Below are 15,655 nucleotides of genomic sequence, written 5' to 3' on the forward strand. Positions count from 1 at the left end.
ACTTAAACGCGCATCCAAACCGACGGGCCACGGAACTGACGTTCCGTGGCCTTATTCTTTTTTACTTTAGAGCTTGTTGTTTTCTGGCAGCATCGCCGACGCGCTTCCCTATCAAGTCAGCACGTTCTAAGAGTCGCGCCGCTCGCGCCGCAGCTTTTCCCACCAGTCCAATCGTTTCTTGATCTCGCGCTCGAAACCGCGCTCCGGCGGGTTGTAAAGCTTCTGGCGCCCCAAGGCGTCCGGCCAAAAATTTTGTCCCGAGAACGCGTCAGGCTGGTCATGGTCATAGGCATAACCCTCGCCATACCCCTCTTCGCGCATCAGTTTGGTCGGTGCATTGAGAATGGTTTTCGGCGGCATGAGCGAGCCGTGTTCGCGCGCGAGCCGCGAGGCGGCGCCAAACGCGCGATAGGCGGCGTTGGATTTCGGCGCCGTCGCGCAATAGATCACGGCTTGCGCGATGGCGAGTTCACCTTCCGGCGAGCCCAGAAAATCGTAAGCCTCCTTGGCCGCATTGGCGATCACGAGGGCTTGCGGGTCGGCAAGACCGATGTCCTCCACCGCCATGCGCACGACCCGCCGCGCGATGAAGAGCGGATCCTCGCCCGCGTCGAACATCCGCGCGAGATAATAGAGCGCCGCATCTGGGTCGGACCCGCGCACGGTTTTGTGCAAGGCGCTGATGAGATTGTAATGCCCCTCTTGCGCCTTGTCGTAAATCGGGGCGCGGCGCTGGACGATGTCCGACAATCCGGCCGTATCGAACATTTCGTCGGGCTTGGCAGCGCGCCACACCTCTTCGGCCAGGGTTAGCGCGGCACGGCCATCGCCATCCGCCATGCGAATCAACGTGGCGCGGGCATTCTCGTCGAGCGGCAGGGGCTTATCCTCATGCGCCTCGGCCCGCTGTAGCAGTTTCGCGATCGCCTCGTCGTCGAGGGCACGAAAGGTGAGGACCCTTGCCCGCGAGAGCAGCGCCGCGTTGAGTTCGAACGACGGGTTTTCGGTCGTCGCGCCGATCAGCGTGATCGTGCCGTCCTCCATCACCGGCAAGAACGAATCCTGCTGCGCCCGGTTGAAGCGGTGAATTTCGTCGACGAACAGCAAAGTGCCCTGCCCGCTGATCCGCCGAGCCCGCGCCTCGTCGAAGATCTTCTTCAGCTCGGCGACGCCGCCGAAAATCGCCGAGGTCTGGACGAAGGCGAGCTTAGTCTCCTGCGCCAGCAGCCGCGCAACCGTCGTCTTGCCGGTGCCGGGCGGCCCCCAGAAAATCAGCGACCCTAGCGAGCCGGAGCGGATCAGCCGCGTCAACGCGCCCATCTCGCCCAGGAGATGATCCTGGCCCGCGACATCGCTCAACGTCCGAGGACGCAACCGGTCGGCAAGCGGACGCGGAGCGTCCTTGTCCAACCCAGCGACGGTAAAAAGATTCGTCATGCGACTCCGTTACTCCACGCGGCCAACTGTGTAACCGTCTACCGTGCTCATATTGTAGCGCAAAATTATCGCCGACCATGACGGTGCCGCAATATGCGCGCGAGGAGTTCATAACGGCCCCCGCCTTTCGTCTTCATGCTGCTCACGCTCCTGCAACCGGAGCAACAAAAACTTGTTCCCCCGACCTTCTTGCGCCACGGTCGATGCCTCGAATGCGGAACGATTCGTTCATCGTGTCTTTTCCGCAAGTTAACGCGAAGTCTGGAGCGCTTCATGCAGGTGGTTTCCCTGGTAACTCAGAAAGGCGGATCGGGCAAAAGCACCATGGCTGCCTGTCTCGCCGTGGCGGCGCATGAAGCGGGCGAAAATGTCTTCATCATCGACATGGATCCGCAGGGCTCGCTGACCCAATGGTCGAAGACGCGCGGCGAAAACGACATTCCGGTGGAAGCTATTCCGCACGGCAAACTGGAGCGGGCGCTGGCGCTGCTCGCCAAGAATGGCGTGTCGCTCGTGATCATCGATACGGCAGGCACGGAATCGGCGGCGACCACAGCGGCGATGCGCGCCGCCAATCTGTGCGTCATCCCGGTGCGGCCGGCGGTCTTCGACATTTGGGCCTCCGAGGCGACGCGCAAGACATTGCGGAGCCTGCGCCGCGATTACGTCTTCCTGCTCAATCAGTGCCCGGCCGCGCAGGACAGCGAAAGGATGCGGGAAGGAGCCAAGGCGCTCGAAAGCTTGGGCGGCCTTCTGACCCCGCTCGTCGCCGCGCGCGTCGATTATCAGGAAGCCGCCAAACACGGTTGGGGCGTCACCGAATATGCGCCGGCCGGCAAGGCCGCCGATGAAATGCGGCACTTGTGGAAATCGCTGAAGCGCCGCCTGGCCAAGGGCAAGCCAGCGGCGAAGGCGCGCAAAGCGGCGTAGACGAACGGCCAGTGCGGCGGCGCGGCGCCGCCCTTCCACGTTTATCCGCTGATCATCGTGGTGATGACCTGCCCACCTCGGGCAAGGGACAGTTTCCAGTAATAATGCTTGCTCGCGGTGGCCGCGGCCATCTCGCGCGTCGTGCCGATCTTCTGATCGTTGATCGAGAGGATGACATCGCCCTTCTGCACGCCGACCTCGGCGGCGGTTGAGCCATCCTCCACATCCGTCACCATGACGCCCTGCTGCACGCCTTCGACATTATATTCGTCGACGACCGCGGGCGAGAGATTGACGATCGTCGCGCCCGAGAAGGGCGACGGATTGTTGAGCTTGATGCTGTCGCGGGCCGGCATCTCCGGCGCCGGCGCCAGCTTCAGCGCCACCACCTGCTGTTTGCCCCCGCGCAGGAGCGAGATCTTGGCTTCGCCGCCGATCGGCTTGGTGCCGAGGCGGTAGCTGAACCCTTCCGGATCGTCGACCGGCTGACCGTCGACCGCCGTGATCACGTCGCCGCTCTTGATGCCGGCATTGCCGGCTGGGCTGCTGGCGGACACATTGGCCACCAATGCGCCGGACGGCCGCTCGAGGCCAAGACCATCGGCAATTTCGCGCGAGACGCTCTGCAGGCTCGCGCCGAGCCAAGGCCGCTGCACTTTGGTGCCGCCATTCTCCGCCGCCGCGATGACGCTCTTGACCATGTTGACCGGGATCGCGAAGCCGATGCCGATCGACCCGCCGCTTTGCGAATAGATCGCCGAATTGATGCCGACGAGCCGCCCGCTCATATCGACCAGCGCGCCGCCGGAATTGCCGGGGTTGATCGCCGCGTCGGTCTGGATGAAGAAGCCGTAATCCGAAATGCCGACCTGCGTGCGCGCGAGCGCCGAGATGATCCCTTGCGTCACTGTCTGTCCGACGCCGAAGGGGTTGCCGAGCGCCAGCACGAGATCGCCCACCTCGATCGCGTCGGAATCCCCAAGCTCCATCACCGGAAACGGGCCATGCCCTTTGATGCGCAACACTGCCAAATCGGTGCGCGGATCGCGCAGCACGATGTCGGCGTCGAACTCGCGCTTGTCGCTCAAGGCCACTTTCACATCCGTCATGCCTTCGATGACATGATGGTTGGTCACGACCAGCCCGGAAGAATCGACGATGACGCCGGAGCCCAGCGACCGGGCCGCCGGTTCGTCAGGCCGCCCGCCACCGAAGAAGCGCTGGAAGATCGGGTCGTCGAACAGAGGATTGCGCTGCTGCGGATGTTGCTCGACCCGCTGAGCAAAGACATTGACCACGGCGGGCTGCACCTTCTTGACCACCGGCGCGAAGGACAGCGTGATTTGCGGCTTCGACTCGGGCGGCTGTTTGAGGGTTTGCTGCGCGAGGCTTGGAAGGGCCAGCGTCAATGCCGCGCAAATCGCTAATGCCCGCGCAATTCGTCCCGAAATCAAAGACATATAGTTCCTCATTCGTCCATCACATAAGGTCTTCGCACGATATCAAGGGGCCAAAGATCCTCGGCCAGTGCCATGCCGCTCCGCCCCAACATAAGAGCGTAATTGAGTACGAAAAAGGGCGGCCCAAGGGCCGCCCGATATGTTCTTTCGCAATGTAAAATGCGCTTAGGCTGCTGCCTCGGCGCCTTCTTCCTGCACTTCGACCGGGCCCGAATCCTGGCCGCGCGCGGTGACGTCACGGTCGACGAATTCGATCACGGCCATCGCCGCATTGTCGCCCTGGCGGAAGCCGGCCTTCATGATGCGGGTATAGCCGCCGTGACGGTCCTTGTAACGAGCGCCGAGCACGTCGAACAATTTGCGCACCAGGGCCACGTCGCGGATCTGGGCGATGGCCTGACGACGGGCGTGCAGGTCGCCGCGCTTGCCGAGGGTGACGAGCTTCTCGACGACTGGACGCAGGTCCTTGGCCTTCGGCAGCGTCGTGATGATCTGCTCATGCTTGATGAGCGCCTGGCACATGTTCGAGAACATAGCCTTGCGGTGCTCGGCGGTGCGGTTGAAACGGCGCTTTGCGCGACCATGATACATTTTGGCTCTCCTTGTTTGCCGGCCGCCGTGCCACGGTACGTCCGGGGTGCGGGGCAAAATGCCCCGCTGCTGTTATGCGGGCGCAATTGCCCGCGGGTTCGATCTTAGTAGTGCTCTTCGAAGCGCTTCGCGAGGTCTTCGATATTCTCCGGCGGCCAACCGCTCACTTCCATGCCGAGGTGCAGGCCCATCTGAGCGAGCACTTCCTTGATTTCGTTGAGCGACTTGCGGCCGAAGTTCGGCGTGCGGAGCATTTCGCCTTCGGTCTTCTGGATGAGATCGCCGATGTAGACGATGTTGTCGTTCTTGAGGCAGTTTGCCGAGCGGACTGACAGTTCCAGTTCGTCGACCTTCTTGAGCAGCGCCGGGTTGAAGGCGAGTTCCGGAATGGCCGGAGCGGCTTCTTCGCGCTTGGGCTCTTCGAAGTTCACGAAGACATTGAGCTGATCCTGCAGGATGCGGGCCGAATAAGCGACCGCGTCTTCCGGCGTGATCGCGCCATTGGTTTCGACCTGCATGATTAGCTTGTCGAGGGTCAAGTCCTGACCTTCGCGCGTATTTTCAATACGATAGCTGACCTTCTTCACAGGCGAGTAGAGGCTGTCGACCGGAATCAGGCCGATCGGCGCATCTTCCGAACGGTTGCGGTCAGCCGGGACATAGCCCTTGCCGGTATTGACCGTGAATTCGATGCGGATCTCGGCGCCCTCGTCCAGCGTGCACAGCACGAGGTCGGGGTTGAGCACCTGTGTATCGCCGCTGACCGCGATATCGCCGGCGGTCACGACGCCAGGGCCGCTCTTCTTGAGGGTCATGCGCTTCGGGCCTTCGCCCTGCATCTTGATCGCGATGTCCTTCACGTTGATGATGATGTCGGTGACATCTTCACGCACGCCCGGGATCGACGAGAACTCGTGCAGCACACCGTCGATATGGACAGCGGTCACGGCAGCGCCCTGCAGCGACGACAAAAGGATACGGCGGAGCGAGTTGCCGAGCGTCATGCCGAAGCCGCGTTCCAGCGGTTCGGCGACCAGGGTGGCAAACCGCTTGGCGTCGTCACCGGCGGTGACTTGCAGCTTGCTCGGCTTTTTCAGTTCTTGCCAGTTCTTCTGAATCACGTTTTCTTCCTTTCAGACGAAGCCAAGAGGCATATCGGTCCGTCGACCATGGCCTCAAGGTGTCGAAAACAGTTAAAACCTGCGGCGCCCGTCGGCGACGCAGGTTGGAGCTTTTATCTTCTATCTTAGACGCGGCGGCGCTTGCGCGGGCGGCAGCCGTTGTGCGGGATCGCGGTGACATCACGGATCGAGGTCACGTTGAAGCCGGCAGCCTGCAGGGCGCGGAGCGCCGATTCACGGCCGGAACCCGGACCGCAAACCTCGACTTCGAGCGTGCGGACGCCATGCTCGGAGGCCTTGCGCGCTGCGTCTTCGGCAGCCATCTGGGCGGCATAAGGGGTCGATTTACGCGAACCCTTGAAGCCCATCGTACCGGCCGAAGACCACGAAATCGTGTTGCCCTGGGCGTCGGTGATGGTGATCATCGTGTTGTTGAAGGTCGAGTTCACATGGGCGACGCCCGATGCGATATTCTTGCGTTCGCGGCGGCGGACGCGGGTTGCTTCTTTTGCCATCGTTCTCTTTCAGTCCTTCAGACGCGCCCGTATTGCCAGGCGCTAGGGAGGTTTTTGAGGCTGGGGTCGCCCCCAGCCCGGTTCTTACTTCTTCTTACCGGCGATCGCCTTCGGCTTGCCCTTACGGGTACGCGCGTTGGTGTGGGTCCGCTGACCACGCACCGGCAGGCCGCGGCGGTGGCGGAGGCCACGATAGCAGCCCAGGTCCATCAGGCGCTTGATGTTCATCGACACTTCGCGGCGCAGATCGCCTTCGACGATGTAATCGCGGTCGATGGTTTCGCGGATCTGCAGCACTTCGGCGTCCGAGAGCTGGTTGACACGGCGCTCCGCCGGGATCTTCACCTTTTCGCAGATTTCCTCGGCCTTCTTCGCGCCGATGCCGTGGATGTATTGCAGCGCGATGACCACGCGCTTGTTGGTCGGAATATTTACACCGGCTATACGAGCCATTCTACTCTCCATATGGGTCCTGAGGACCGCTCAAGTTGACCTGCGTCCGGTGGAGACCGGCCCTTGCAGGCGTAAACGAACGAAAACTCCCTGGGGTTGCCCTCAATGGGAAACCGCAAGGAGCAATGCTCGAATGGAATGCGGCGCTTCTAGCGAGGCGCCGCGGCAAGGTCAAGACTTATCTTCACCCAGAATCTTATCGATCGCGGCCGCGACGGCCTCGATTGGCTGCATGCCGTCCACTTTGCGCAGAAGTCCCTTCTTTTCGTAATAAGGGCCGACCGCGGCCGTGTAGGCGTTATAGGCCTCGAGGCGCTTGAACAAGGCCTCCGGCCTGTCGTCGGCGCGGACCGTCTGACCCGCCGCTTCCATATCGGCGGCGCGCTTTTTAATACGCGCCATCAGCTTCTCGTGATCGATCACCAATTCGAGCACGGCATCCAACTGCACATTCTTCGAGGCGAGCATCTTGTCCAGCGCCTCGGCCTGCGGGACGGTGCGCGGAAAGCCGTCGAGGATGAATCCGTTGTGCGCATCCGGCTCTTCGATTCGGTCGGCCACAATGCCGACCACGATTTCGTCCGATACGAGGTGGCCCGCAGCCATCACTTCCTTGGCTTTCAGCCCGATCGGCGTCTCGTGCTTTACGGCGGCGCGCAGCATATCGCCGGTGGAGAGTTGCGGAATCTGGTATTTTTCAACCAGGCGCACCGATTGTGTGCCCTTACCGGCGCCTGGCGGCCCCAGTATGATCAATCTCATCTCTTCCTCCCCCGCAACTTCGCCCGCTTCAACAGACCAGCATATTGCTGCGCCTGCAAGTGGCCATGTACCTGGGCCACCGTATCCATCGTGACACTGACCACAATCAGCAGCGATGTTCCACCGAAAAGTCGCGGAAGGCTATAATAATTCAGCACAAAGTCAGGGATGATGCAGATGAGCGCCAGATAAAGCGCGCCCAAGACGGTAATACGCGTGAGAATCGTGTCGATAAACTGAGCAGTTCTCTCGCCCGGCCGAATCCCGGGCACGAATCCACCTTGTTTTTTCAGATTGTCGGCGGTTTCGACCGGGTTGAACACGATCGCGGTATAGAAGAAGGCGAAGAAGACGATCATCGCCGTGTACAGCAACACGTAGAGCGGCCGCCCCGGCGCCATATAGACGAGGACATTCGCCAGAAAACCGGTGCTGTTCCCGGCAAAACCGGAAATTGTCGTTGGCAGCAGCAAGAGCGAGGACGCGAAAATCGGCGGAATGACGCCCGAGGTGTTCAGCTTCAAGGGCAGGAACGACGAGCGTCCCTCATAGACGCGGTTGCCTTCCTGCCGCTTCGGATAGGTAATCAGCAAGCGGCGCTGCGCCCGCTCCATGTACACGATGAAGGAGATCACGCCCACCATCATCACAACGACGACGAAGCTGATGAAATAATTGCCGGTGGTGGCGCCGGTGTCCAGCGCCGTCGTCACCGCCGTCAGCAATTGCGCGGCGATGCCCGCAAAAATGATCAGGGACGAGCCGTTGCCGATGCCGCGCGAGGTGATCTGCTCGCCGAGCCAGACGATGAACATCGTGCCGCCGACCAAGGTGAGCACCGTCGAGATCATGAAGAACACGCCGGGATCCGTCGCCATGCCGTTGCGCTGCAGGCCATAGCCGATACCCGCCGCCTGGAAGGTCGCCAGGGCCACGGTCAGATAGCGGGTGTATTGGTTCATCACCTTGCGGCCCTGCTCCCCCTCCTTCTTGAGGTTTTCGAGGGTCGGGATCACGGTCGTGAGCAATTGGATGATAATCGACGACGAAATGTAAGGCATGATGTTCAGCGCGAAAATCGCCATGCGCTGAACCGCACCGCCCGACAGCAAGTTGAACATGCCAAGGATGCCGCCACTCTGATTGGCAAAGCTCGACGCGAATTTCGCGGTATCGATGCCGGGAAGCGGAATGTAACAGCCGAGACGGTATATAACCAGAGCGGCAAGCGTGAACCAAATTCGCTTTTTGAGCTCTTCAGCCTTCGAGAAAGAATTCCAGTTGATGCTCGCTGCAAGCTGCTCGGCTGCCGACGCCATATGAGGCTCCCTGGCGGTTCCCGCCATCTAATCCAGGTCTTTACATGCAAACGGGGCTGAGGCACTCAAGCCCTCGCCCCGCTCATATAAGTTATGCTGCGAAAATTTTCACCCTCGCAACGACATTATTGCGCTGCGGGTGCTGCAACTTCCGCGAGAAGCTTGACAGAGCCGCCAACCTTCTCGATCGCTGCAACAGCCGACTTGGAAGCGGCAGCCACTTCGAACGCCAGCTTCGCCTTCAGCTCGCCCTGGCCGAGGATCTTCACCCCGTCGCGGGCCTTGGCGCAGACGCCAGCAGCCACCAGCGATTCCTGCGTCACGGTCAAGGCAGCGTCGAGCTTCCCAGCTTCGATCGCGCTCTGAATGCGGCCGAGATTGACCTCATTGTAGTCGAGCGCGAACAGGTTGTGGAAGCCACGCTTCGGCAGACGACGATGCAGCGGCATCTGACCGCCTTCGAAGCCCTTGACGCGCACGCCGGTGCGGGCCTTCTGACCCTTCACACCTCGGCCGCCGGTCTTGCCCTTGCCGGACCCGATACCGCGGCCAATGCGCATGCGCTTCTTGGACGAGCCGGGATTGTCGGAAATGCCATTGAGTTTCATCGATGATCTCCTCACTGGCCTTCGACGACACGGACAAGGTGCGCGACTTTCGCGACCATGCCGCGCACGGCGGGGGTGTCGATCAGGGTCGAACGGCGGTTCAGCTTGTTGAGCTTGAGGCCGATCAGGGTCTGGCGCTGGTCAGCAGGACGGCCGATCGGGCTCGCATATTGCTCCAGCGTGATGGTCTTTTGCGTGTTGGACATGGATCAATCCTCCCCTCACGCATCCACCGCGTCCGCATCGACGCCCTGGCGGCGCGACTGGAGCGTGGAAACCTTCAAATTGCGGCGAGCCGCAACGGTACGGGGCGAATCTTCCTGCTTGAGAGCGTCGAAGGTCGCACGCACCATGTTATAGGGGTTGGACGAGCCCTGGCTCTTCGCCACGACGTCGTGCATCCCGAGCGTCTCGAACACGGCACGCATCGGACCGCCGGCGATGATGCCGGTACCGGCCGGAGCGGCGCGCAGGATCACGCGGCCGGCGCCATGGCGGCCGGCGACATCATGATGCAGGGTGCGGCCTTCGCGCAGCGGCACGCGGATGAGCGCGCGCTTGGCGGCTTCTGTCGCCTTGCGGATGGCTTCCGGCACTTCGCGTGCCTTGCCGTGACCAAAGCCGACGCGGCCTTTCTGATCACCGACCACGACCAGAGCGGCAAAGCCGAAACGGCGACCACCCTTCACAACTTTTGCGACGCGGTTGATGTGGACCAGACGGTCCACGAACTCGCTCGCGACTTCCTCGCGATCCCGCTCGCGAGAGCGGCCGCGGCCGCCTTGTTCTTCACGTGCCATTTAACTGTTTCCGTCACTTACGCGGGTGGGAAACCCCTGCCCGCTCGCTTCGATAAAAGGACCGCGGACGTCCCGCCCGCAATCCTAGTTTTTTTTAGAAGTTCAACCCGCCTTCGCGGGCGCCTTCGGCGAGCGCCTTGACGCGCCCATGGTAGACATAGGCGCCGCGATCGAACACGACGTCCTTGATGCCGGCCTGGACGGCGCGCTCCGCGAGGAGCTTGCCGACGACCTTGGCAGCTTCCACATTGCCGCCCGTCTTCAGGCTCGTGCGCTGATCCTTCTCGAGCGAAGAAGCGGCAACGATGGTCGCGCCTTTCTCGTCGTCGATGATCTGCGCATAGATTTGATTTGCCGACCGATAAACCGAGAGCCGTGGCTTGCCATAAGCACGGGCCCGGATCGAGCGACGCACGCGCGCCTTGCGGCGCTCGGTAGCTTGATTGTCCTTAGCCATTGCGGCCGCTCCTTACTTCTTCTTACCTTCCTTGCGGAAGATGAATTCGCCTGCATACTTGACGCCCTTGCCCTTATAGGGTTCGGGGCCGCGATAGCTGCGGATTTCGGCGGCAACTTGCCCGACCTGCTGCTTGTCGATGCCGGAAATGGTGATTTCAGTCGGCTTCGGGGTCACGATCGTGACGCCAGCAGGGATCGGATAGTTGATGTCGTGGCTATAGCCCAGCGAGAGCTGCAGGTTCTTGCCTGCAACCGCTGCCTTATAGCCGACGCCGGTGATTTCGAGCTTCTTTTCGAAACCCGTGGTCACACCCCGCACCAGATTGTTGATCTGGGCGCGGGACATGCCCCACATGGCGCGGGCGCGCTTGGTCTCGGAACGCGGCGCCACAGCAACGGCACCGTCTTCCATCGAGACCGACACGTCGTCCGGCACGACGAATTTGAGTTCGCCCTTGCCGCCCTTGAGGGCAATCGTCTGGCCGTCGACCTTTGCGGTGACGCCGGACGGGATGGCAACAGGCTTCTTACCGACACGAGACATGGTTGTTTCCCCTTTCTCGCTCAGAACACTTTGCAGAGCACTTCGCCGCCAACATTCTGTTCGCGAGCGTTGTGATCGGCCATGACGCCTTTCGGCGTCGAGACAATGGTGATGCCGAGGCCGTTGGCAACGCGAGGCATTGCGCTGACAGCCGCGTAAACGCGGCGGCCCGGCTTCGAGACGCGCGAAATCTCGCGGATCACGGGTTCGCCCTCGTGATACTTTAGCTCGATTTCGAACTCGGTGCGGCCATTGCCGTATTCAGTCGTGGAATAGCCACGGATATAGCCCTCGCTCTGCAGAACGTCGAGAACGTTCTGACGCAGGCGCGAGCCCGGGGTTACCACCTTGCCCTTGCCGCGCATCTGTGCATTGCGGATGCGGGTGAGCATATCGCCCAAAGGATCGTTCATCGCATCTGCTCCTTACCAGCTCGACTTGACGAGGCCAGGAATCAGGCCCTTGTTGCCCAATTCACGCAGCGCGATACGCGACATCTTGAGCTTGCGGTTGTAGGCGCGCGGACGGCCGGTCACTTCGCAGCGGTTCCGCACGCGATTGATCGCCGAGTTGCGCGGCAGTTCGGCGAGCTTGAGGCGCGCGTTGAACTGCTCTTCCATGCTGAGCGATTTGTCGTTGGCAATCGCCTTCAGCTTCGCGCGGCGTGCGGCGAACTTCTTCGCCAGCTTTGCGCGATGTTGATTCTTTTCAATTGAACTCTTTTTTGCCATGAGTCACCTCTGGTGTCCGCGTTTGAGAGCCGTCAGGCGCTCACTGCCGGAACGGGAAGTTGAACGCGCGCAGGAGCGCACGGGCTTCGTCGTCGGTCTTGGCCGTCGTGCAAACCACGATGTCCATGCCCAGCATCGATTCAGCCTTGTCGTAGTCGATTTCCGGGAACACGATGTGCTCCTTGATGCCGAGGGCGTAGTTGCCACGGCCGTCAAACGACTTGGGGTTCAGACCGCGGAAGTCGCGCACGCGCGGCAGCGCGATCGTGACCAGACGGTCCAAAAATTCGAACATGCGCTGCTTGCGCAGCGTCACCTTCGCGCCGATCGGCATGTTCTCGCGCACCTTGAAGGTCGAGATTGCCTTGCGGGCCCGGGTGATCACCGGCTTCTGACCAGCGATGAGCGCCAGGTCGGCCGCGGCCGTCGTCACCTTCTTGGTGTCGTTCACGGCTTCGCCAACGCCCATGTTGAGCACGATCTTCTCGATCACCGGCACTTCGAGCTCGTTCTTGTAACCGAACTGCTTGATCAGCGCCGGACGCACGACCTCGAGATAGTGCTTCTTGAGGCGCGGCACGTAATCGGCGGGGACAGCGCCCTGCTCGCCAGCAACCGAGAGCGTCTTCTTCGAGGGCTTGGCTGCGGCTTCCGGCTTAGCCGCCGGCTTTGCTTTCTTTTCCTCAGCCATCGATCAGATCTCCTGAAGTCTTGGCGAAACGAACCTTGCGGCCGTCTTCGAGCGTCTTGAAACCAACGCGGGTCGGCTTGCCGGTCTTGGGATCGGCCAGCGCGAGGTTGGACAAATGAATCGCGGCTTCCTTGGAGATGATGCCACCTTCCTGGGTCTGGCTCGGGCGCGTATGGCGCTTCACCACATTGACCCCGGACACGACCGCACGGTCTTCCGCCGGAATGACGCGCAGAACCTCACCGGAGCGACCCTTGTCGCGACCGGCGAGAACGACGACCTTGTCGCCCTTTTTAATCTTCGCGGCCATTACAACACCTCCGGCGCAAGCGAGATGATCTTCATGTGGTTCTTGGCGCGCAATTCGCGCGGAACCGGTCCGAAGATACGGGTGCCGACGGGCTCGGACTGATTGTTGATCAGCACGGCTGCGTTGTTGTCGAAGCGGATCACCGAACCATCGGCGCGCTTGATATCCTTGGCGGTGCGTACGACAACCGCCTTCATGACGTCGCCCTTCTTCACGCGACCGCGTGGAATGGCTTCCTTGATGGACACTACGATAATGTCGCCGACGCCAGCGTATTTACGCTTGGAGCCGCCCAAAACCTTGATGCACATCACGCGACGCGCGCCGGAATTATCCGCGACGTCGAGGTTCGTCTGCATCTGAATCATGGCTTTTAGCCTTTCGTCTCAGATCGGTTTCCGACAGGGCCCTTCCCATGCCGGACTTCGTCCGAAGGGCGCCTCTATAGAGGTTCCCTTGAATGAAAACAAGAACATTTCCATCGGAAAAGGCAAAAACCTTCCCAATGAAAATGCATATCTCTTGGCGGGATCAGCGATAGGGGACCGCGACAGGCGCGGCCCATCAAACTTTTCCCAAATCCCAATTAAGCTTAGGCCGTCGGATCGACGACAACCCAGCTCTTGAGCTTCGAGATTGGACGCGTCTCTTCGATTTCGACGACGTCGCCAACCTTGAATTTCTTATGCTCGTCGTGAGCATGATAGTTCTTCGAACGGCGCACCGTCTTCTTGAGCAGCGGATGCGTGAAACGGCGCTCGACCTTCACGACAACCGTCTTGTCCTGCTTGTCGCTGACGACGACACCCTGGAGAATACGCTTCGGCATAATAAACGACCCTTAGGCTTTCTTCGCAGCGGCCTTGGCCGTCGCAATGGTCTTGGCGCGAGCGATCTCGCGGCGCGCTTCCTTCATGCGCGAGGGATTCTCGAGCTGACCGGTGGCCTTGCGGAAGCGCAGGTTGAATTGTTCTTTCTTCAGCTTCAAGACTTCGTCGGAGAGCTGGTCCTCCGACATCGTCTTGAGTTCGCCGAGGCGTTGCTTCGCTTTCATATCATTCGCTCCTTACTCGGCGATGCGCTGAACAAAGCGCGTCTTGATCGGCAATTTTGCCGCAGCAAGGGTCAGAGCCTCACGCGCGAGTTCGACCGGCACGCCGTCGAGCTCGAACATGATACGGCCCGGAGCGACGCGTGCCGCCCACAATTCCGGAGCGCCCTTACCCTTACCCATACGGACTTCGGTCGGCTTCTTCGAAACGGGCACATCCGGGAACACCCGGATCCACACGCGGCCGGCACGCTTCATGTGACGCGTGAGGGCGCGGCGGGCAGCCTCGATCTGGCGGGCCGTGATACGATCCGGCTCCAGCGCTTTCAGGCCGAATTGACCGAAGTTCAGCTCAAAACCGCCCTTCGCATTGCCGCGAATGCGGCCTTTGAAGGCCTTTCTGAACTTGGTGCGCTTAGGTTGCAACATGGTTCATACTCTCAAAATAGCTTAAGCGATCCGCGGCGATTAAGCCGCGTCGCGATCACGGCGCTCGCGACGGCGCTCGCCGCCACCGCCGGTGTTATCGGCCTGAGCCTGGCGCTTGTCCTGAGCCATCGGATCGTGCTCGAGGATTTCGCCCTTGAAGATCCAAACCTTGATGCCGCAGGTGCCGTAAGCCGTATGCGCGGTGCCAACGCCGTAATCGACATCGGCGCGCAGGGTGTGCAGCGGCACGCGGCCTTCGCGGTACCATTCGAGACGCGCGATTTCCGCGCCGCCCAGACGGCCCGAGCAGTTGATGCGGATGCCTTCCGCGCCCAGACGCATCGCCGATTGCACGGCGCGCTTCATGGCACGGCGGAACGCCACGCGGCGCTCGAGCTGCTGCGCGATCGAATCGGCAACCAGCGTCGCATCGATTTCCGGCTTGCGCACTTCGACGATGTTGATCACGACTTCCGACTGCGTCAGCTTCGCGACCGTCTTGCGGATCTTGTCGATGTCGGCGCCCTTCTTGCCGATCACCACGCCCGGACGCGCCGAGTGAATTGTCACGCGGCACTTCTTGTGCGGACGCTCGATGATGATCTTGGACACGGCCGCCTGCTTCAGGTTCTTCATCAGAACCTCGCGGATCTTCATGTCCTCATGCAGGAGCTTGCCGTACTCGCCCTTGTTGGCGAACCAGCGCGAATCCCACGTGCGGTTGATGCCAAGACGAAGACCGATCGGATTGACCTTCTGACCCATGTCTCTCTCCTTATGCCGACTTCGCCTGGACTTCGCGAACGACGATGGTCAGGTTCGAGAATGGCTTCTCGACCCGGCCAGCGCGGCCGCGTGCCCGTGCATGGAAGCGCTTCATGACAAGCGCCTTGCCGACATGCGCCTCGGCGACGATCAGGTCGTCGACATCGAGGCTGTGATTGTTTTCGGCGTTCGCAATGGCGCTTTCCAGCGTCTTACGCACGTCGCCCGAAATGCGCTTCTGCGAGAATTCGAGGTCGGCCAGGGCCGTCGCCACCTTCTTGCCGCGGATGAGCTGCGCGAGCAGGTTGAGCTTCTGCGGGCTGACGCGCAGCATGCGCGCCACCGCCTTGGCTTCGTTGTCCTTCAAAGCGCGAGGAGTCTTCGACTTCGACATGTCTTAGCCCTTCTTCGCTTTCTTGTCCGCCGCGTGGCCATAATAGGTCCGCGTCGGAGAGAATTCACCGAACTTGTGGCCAATCATGTCCTCGGTCACGGTGACCGGAACGTGTTTTTGACCGTTGTAGACGCCAAAAGTCAGGCCGACAAACTGCGGCAGGATCGTGGAGCGACGGCTCCAGATCTTGATGACTTCCGCGCGGCCGGAGCCGCGAGCGGCGTCCGCCTTCTTGAGAAGGTATCCGTCAACAAACGGACCTTTCCAGATCGAGCGTGCCATAGA

General features: G+C 61.1%; 25 protein-coding genes. 1 reads left to right on the top strand and 24 read right to left on the bottom strand.

Annotation, left to right across the window (positions count from 1 at the left end; all coding sequences use genetic code 11):
• Positions 1-126: 126 nt before the first annotated feature.
• Entirely contained in the window at positions 127-1,437 is a 1,311-nt protein-coding gene (locus V9T28_RS11630) for a replication-associated recombination protein A (protein ID WP_116399109.1), read from the bottom strand.
• Between the two features lie 273 nt (positions 1,438-1,710).
• Here V9T28_RS11630 and V9T28_RS11635 point away from each other — a divergent pair, with 273 nt between their 5' ends.
• Positions 1,711-2,367 (top strand): AAA family ATPase, encoded by a 657-nt coding sequence (locus V9T28_RS11635; RefSeq protein ID WP_116399110.1) that lies wholly within the window; start codon positions 1,711-1,713, stop codon positions 2,365-2,367.
• 41 nt (positions 2,368-2,408) lie between these two features.
• Here the strand turns inward: V9T28_RS11635 and V9T28_RS11640 are convergent, their stop codons facing one another.
• The 23 genes from V9T28_RS11640 to rpsS form a co-directional block, all read right to left on the bottom strand.
• On the bottom strand, positions 2,409-3,827 hold the full coding sequence (locus V9T28_RS11640; RefSeq protein WP_116399111.1) for a DegQ family serine endoprotease: 1,419 nt from the start codon (positions 3,825-3,827) through the stop codon (positions 2,409-2,411).
• Positions 3,828-3,992: 165 nt separating this feature from the next.
• Positions 3,993-4,418: a 50S ribosomal protein L17 gene (gene rplQ, locus V9T28_RS11645; protein WP_116399112.1), complete on the bottom strand. Its 426-nt coding sequence runs from the start codon at positions 4,416-4,418 to the stop codon at positions 3,993-3,995.
• Between the two features lie 104 nt (positions 4,419-4,522).
• Positions 4,523-5,539, bottom strand: coding sequence for a DNA-directed RNA polymerase subunit alpha (locus V9T28_RS11650; RefSeq protein WP_116399113.1), 1,017 nt, complete (start codon positions 5,537-5,539; stop codon positions 4,523-4,525).
• 125 nt (positions 5,540-5,664) lie between these two features.
• Entirely contained in the window at positions 5,665-6,054 is a 390-nt protein-coding gene (rpsK, locus tag V9T28_RS11655) for a 30S ribosomal protein S11 (RefSeq protein ID WP_116399114.1), read from the bottom strand.
• 84 nt (positions 6,055-6,138) lie between these two features.
• Positions 6,139-6,507 carry a 30S ribosomal protein S13 gene (gene rpsM / locus V9T28_RS11660; protein ID WP_116399115.1) on the bottom strand — a complete coding sequence of 123 codons (369 nt, stop codon included), beginning with the start codon at positions 6,505-6,507 and terminating at the stop codon, positions 6,139-6,141.
• A 171-nt stretch (positions 6,508-6,678) separates the two neighbouring features.
• Positions 6,679-7,269, bottom strand: a complete 591-nt coding sequence (locus V9T28_RS11665) for an adenylate kinase (protein ID WP_116399116.1) — start codon at positions 7,267-7,269, stop codon at positions 6,679-6,681.
• Entirely contained in the window at positions 7,266-8,588 is a 1,323-nt protein-coding gene (gene secY, locus V9T28_RS11670; protein WP_116399117.1) for a preprotein translocase subunit SecY, read from the bottom strand. The genes V9T28_RS11665 and secY overlap by 4 nt, the downstream gene beginning before the upstream one ends.
• Before the next feature lie 125 nt (positions 8,589-8,713).
• Entirely contained in the window at positions 8,714-9,196 is a 483-nt protein-coding gene (gene rplO / locus V9T28_RS11675) for a 50S ribosomal protein L15 (protein ID WP_116399118.1), read from the bottom strand.
• Positions 9,197-9,207: 11 nt separating this feature from the next.
• A complete protein-coding gene (gene rpmD / locus V9T28_RS11680) occupies positions 9,208-9,402 on the bottom strand; it encodes a 50S ribosomal protein L30 (RefSeq protein WP_116399119.1) in 195 nt (64 codons plus the stop codon).
• A 15-nt stretch (positions 9,403-9,417) separates the two neighbouring features.
• Positions 9,418-9,996 (bottom strand): 30S ribosomal protein S5, encoded by a 579-nt coding sequence (rpsE, locus tag V9T28_RS11685; protein ID WP_116399120.1) that lies wholly within the window; start codon positions 9,994-9,996, stop codon positions 9,418-9,420.
• Between the two features lie 94 nt (positions 9,997-10,090).
• Entirely contained in the window at positions 10,091-10,453 is a 363-nt protein-coding gene (gene rplR, locus V9T28_RS11690; RefSeq protein WP_116399121.1) for a 50S ribosomal protein L18, read from the bottom strand.
• A gap of 12 nt (positions 10,454-10,465) precedes the next feature.
• The gene (gene rplF, locus V9T28_RS11695) at positions 10,466-10,999 is read right to left on the bottom strand and encodes a 50S ribosomal protein L6 (RefSeq protein WP_116399122.1); all 534 of its coding nucleotides are present in this window, start codon (positions 10,997-10,999) and stop codon (positions 10,466-10,468) included.
• A gap of 20 nt (positions 11,000-11,019) precedes the next feature.
• Positions 11,020-11,412: a 30S ribosomal protein S8 gene (gene rpsH, locus V9T28_RS11700; RefSeq protein WP_116399123.1), complete on the bottom strand. Its 393-nt coding sequence runs from the start codon at positions 11,410-11,412 to the stop codon at positions 11,020-11,022.
• Between the two features lie 12 nt (positions 11,413-11,424).
• Positions 11,425-11,730 carry a 30S ribosomal protein S14 gene (gene rpsN, locus V9T28_RS11705; RefSeq protein WP_116399124.1) on the bottom strand — a complete coding sequence of 102 codons (306 nt, stop codon included), beginning with the start codon at positions 11,728-11,730 and terminating at the stop codon, positions 11,425-11,427.
• A gap of 40 nt (positions 11,731-11,770) precedes the next feature.
• Complete coding sequence (rplE, locus tag V9T28_RS11710; protein WP_116399125.1) at positions 11,771-12,421, bottom strand: 50S ribosomal protein L5; 651 nt, start codon at positions 12,419-12,421, stop codon at positions 11,771-11,773.
• Complete coding sequence (gene rplX / locus V9T28_RS11715; RefSeq protein ID WP_116399126.1) at positions 12,414-12,731, bottom strand: 50S ribosomal protein L24; 318 nt, start codon at positions 12,729-12,731, stop codon at positions 12,414-12,416. The genes rplE and rplX overlap by 8 nt, the downstream gene beginning before the upstream one ends.
• A complete protein-coding gene (rplN, locus tag V9T28_RS11720) occupies positions 12,731-13,099 on the bottom strand; it encodes a 50S ribosomal protein L14 (protein ID WP_116399127.1) in 369 nt (122 codons plus the stop codon). The genes rplX and rplN overlap by 1 nt, the downstream gene beginning before the upstream one ends.
• A 224-nt stretch (positions 13,100-13,323) precedes the next feature.
• Entirely contained in the window at positions 13,324-13,560 is a 237-nt protein-coding gene (gene rpsQ / locus V9T28_RS11725) for a 30S ribosomal protein S17 (protein ID WP_116399128.1), read from the bottom strand.
• A gap of 12 nt (positions 13,561-13,572) precedes the next feature.
• On the bottom strand, positions 13,573-13,785 hold the full coding sequence (gene rpmC, locus V9T28_RS11730) for a 50S ribosomal protein L29 (protein ID WP_116399129.1): 213 nt from the start codon (positions 13,783-13,785) through the stop codon (positions 13,573-13,575).
• Positions 13,786-13,797: 12 nt separating this feature from the next.
• The gene (rplP, locus tag V9T28_RS11735) at positions 13,798-14,211 is read right to left on the bottom strand and encodes a 50S ribosomal protein L16 (protein WP_116399130.1); all 414 of its coding nucleotides are present in this window, start codon (positions 14,209-14,211) and stop codon (positions 13,798-13,800) included.
• 39 nt (positions 14,212-14,250) lie between these two features.
• Positions 14,251-14,976 carry a 30S ribosomal protein S3 gene (gene rpsC / locus V9T28_RS11740; protein WP_116399131.1) on the bottom strand — a complete coding sequence of 242 codons (726 nt, stop codon included), beginning with the start codon at positions 14,974-14,976 and terminating at the stop codon, positions 14,251-14,253.
• Positions 14,977-14,986: 10 nt separating this feature from the next.
• Positions 14,987-15,370, bottom strand: coding sequence for a 50S ribosomal protein L22 (rplV, locus tag V9T28_RS11745; RefSeq protein ID WP_116399132.1), 384 nt, complete (start codon positions 15,368-15,370; stop codon positions 14,987-14,989).
• A 3-nt stretch (positions 15,371-15,373) separates the two neighbouring features.
• A complete protein-coding gene (gene rpsS / locus V9T28_RS11750) occupies positions 15,374-15,652 on the bottom strand; it encodes a 30S ribosomal protein S19 (protein ID WP_116399133.1) in 279 nt (92 codons plus the stop codon).
• Positions 15,653-15,655: the final 3 nt, after the last annotated feature.

The organism is Methylovirgula sp. 4M-Z18 (assembly GCF_037890675.1).
Taxonomy (GTDB): Bacteria; Pseudomonadota; Alphaproteobacteria; order Rhizobiales; family Beijerinckiaceae; genus 4M-Z18.

What these genes read in the sequence shown, in the direction of transcription:
- rplO (WP_116399118.1), bottom strand. Translation starts at nt 9,196, where the DNA reads ATGAAACTCAATGGCATTTCCGACAATCCCGGCTCGTCCAAGAAGCGC.
- rplN (WP_116399127.1), bottom strand. Translation starts at nt 13,099, where the DNA reads ATGATTCAGATGCAGACGAACCTCGACGTCGCGGATAATTCCGGCGCG.
- rpsE (WP_116399120.1), bottom strand. Translation starts at nt 9,996, where the DNA reads ATGGCACGTGAAGAACAAGGCGGCCGCGGCCGCTCTCGCGAGCGGGAT.
- rplR (WP_116399121.1), bottom strand. Translation starts at nt 10,453, where the DNA reads ATGGCTAAGGACAATCAAGCTACCGAGCGCCGCAAGGCGCGCGTGCGT.
- V9T28_RS11630 (WP_116399109.1), bottom strand. Translation starts at nt 1,437, where the DNA reads ATGACGAATCTTTTTACCGTCGCTGGGTTGGACAAGGACGCTCCGCGT.
- rplQ (WP_116399112.1), bottom strand. Translation starts at nt 4,418, where the DNA reads ATGTATCATGGTCGCGCAAAGCGCCGTTTCAACCGCACCGCCGAGCAC.
- V9T28_RS11640 (WP_116399111.1), bottom strand. Translation starts at nt 3,827, where the DNA reads ATGTCTTTGATTTCGGGACGAATTGCGCGGGCATTAGCGATTTGCGCG.
- rpsM (WP_116399115.1), bottom strand. Translation starts at nt 6,507, where the DNA reads ATGGCTCGTATAGCCGGTGTAAATATTCCGACCAACAAGCGCGTGGTC.
- rpmC (WP_116399129.1), bottom strand. Translation starts at nt 13,785, where the DNA reads ATGAAAGCGAAGCAACGCCTCGGCGAACTCAAGACGATGTCGGAGGAC.
- secY (WP_116399117.1), bottom strand. Translation starts at nt 8,588, where the DNA reads ATGGCGTCGGCAGCCGAGCAGCTTGCAGCGAGCATCAACTGGAATTCT.
- rpsN (WP_116399124.1), bottom strand. Translation starts at nt 11,730, where the DNA reads ATGGCAAAAAAGAGTTCAATTGAAAAGAATCAACATCGCGCAAAGCTG.
- rpsS (WP_116399133.1), bottom strand. Translation starts at nt 15,652, where the DNA reads ATGGCACGCTCGATCTGGAAAGGTCCGTTTGTTGACGGATACCTTCTC.
- rplV (WP_116399132.1), bottom strand. Translation starts at nt 15,370, where the DNA reads ATGTCGAAGTCGAAGACTCCTCGCGCTTTGAAGGACAACGAAGCCAAG.
- rplX (WP_116399126.1), bottom strand. Translation starts at nt 12,731, where the DNA reads ATGGCCGCGAAGATTAAAAAGGGCGACAAGGTCGTCGTTCTCGCCGGT.
- V9T28_RS11635 (WP_116399110.1), top strand. Translation starts at nt 1,711, where the DNA reads ATGCAGGTGGTTTCCCTGGTAACTCAGAAAGGCGGATCGGGCAAAAGC.
- rplE (WP_116399125.1), bottom strand. Translation starts at nt 12,421, where the DNA reads ATGGCTGAGGAAAAGAAAGCAAAGCCGGCGGCTAAGCCGGAAGCCGCA.
- rplF (WP_116399122.1), bottom strand. Translation starts at nt 10,999, where the DNA reads ATGTCTCGTGTCGGTAAGAAGCCTGTTGCCATCCCGTCCGGCGTCACC.
- rpsC (WP_116399131.1), bottom strand. Translation starts at nt 14,976, where the DNA reads ATGGGTCAGAAGGTCAATCCGATCGGTCTTCGTCTTGGCATCAACCGC.
- rpsH (WP_116399123.1), bottom strand. Translation starts at nt 11,412, where the DNA reads ATGAACGATCCTTTGGGCGATATGCTCACCCGCATCCGCAATGCACAG.
- rpsQ (WP_116399128.1), bottom strand. Translation starts at nt 13,560, where the DNA reads ATGCCGAAGCGTATTCTCCAGGGTGTCGTCGTCAGCGACAAGCAGGAC.
- rplP (WP_116399130.1), bottom strand. Translation starts at nt 14,211, where the DNA reads ATGTTGCAACCTAAGCGCACCAAGTTCAGAAAGGCCTTCAAAGGCCGC.
- rpmD (WP_116399119.1), bottom strand. Translation starts at nt 9,402, where the DNA reads ATGTCCAACACGCAAAAGACCATCACGCTGGAGCAATATGCGAGCCCG.
- rpsK (WP_116399114.1), bottom strand. Translation starts at nt 6,054, where the DNA reads ATGGCAAAAGAAGCAACCCGCGTCCGCCGCCGCGAACGCAAGAATATC.
- V9T28_RS11665 (WP_116399116.1), bottom strand. Translation starts at nt 7,269, where the DNA reads ATGAGATTGATCATACTGGGGCCGCCAGGCGCCGGTAAGGGCACACAA.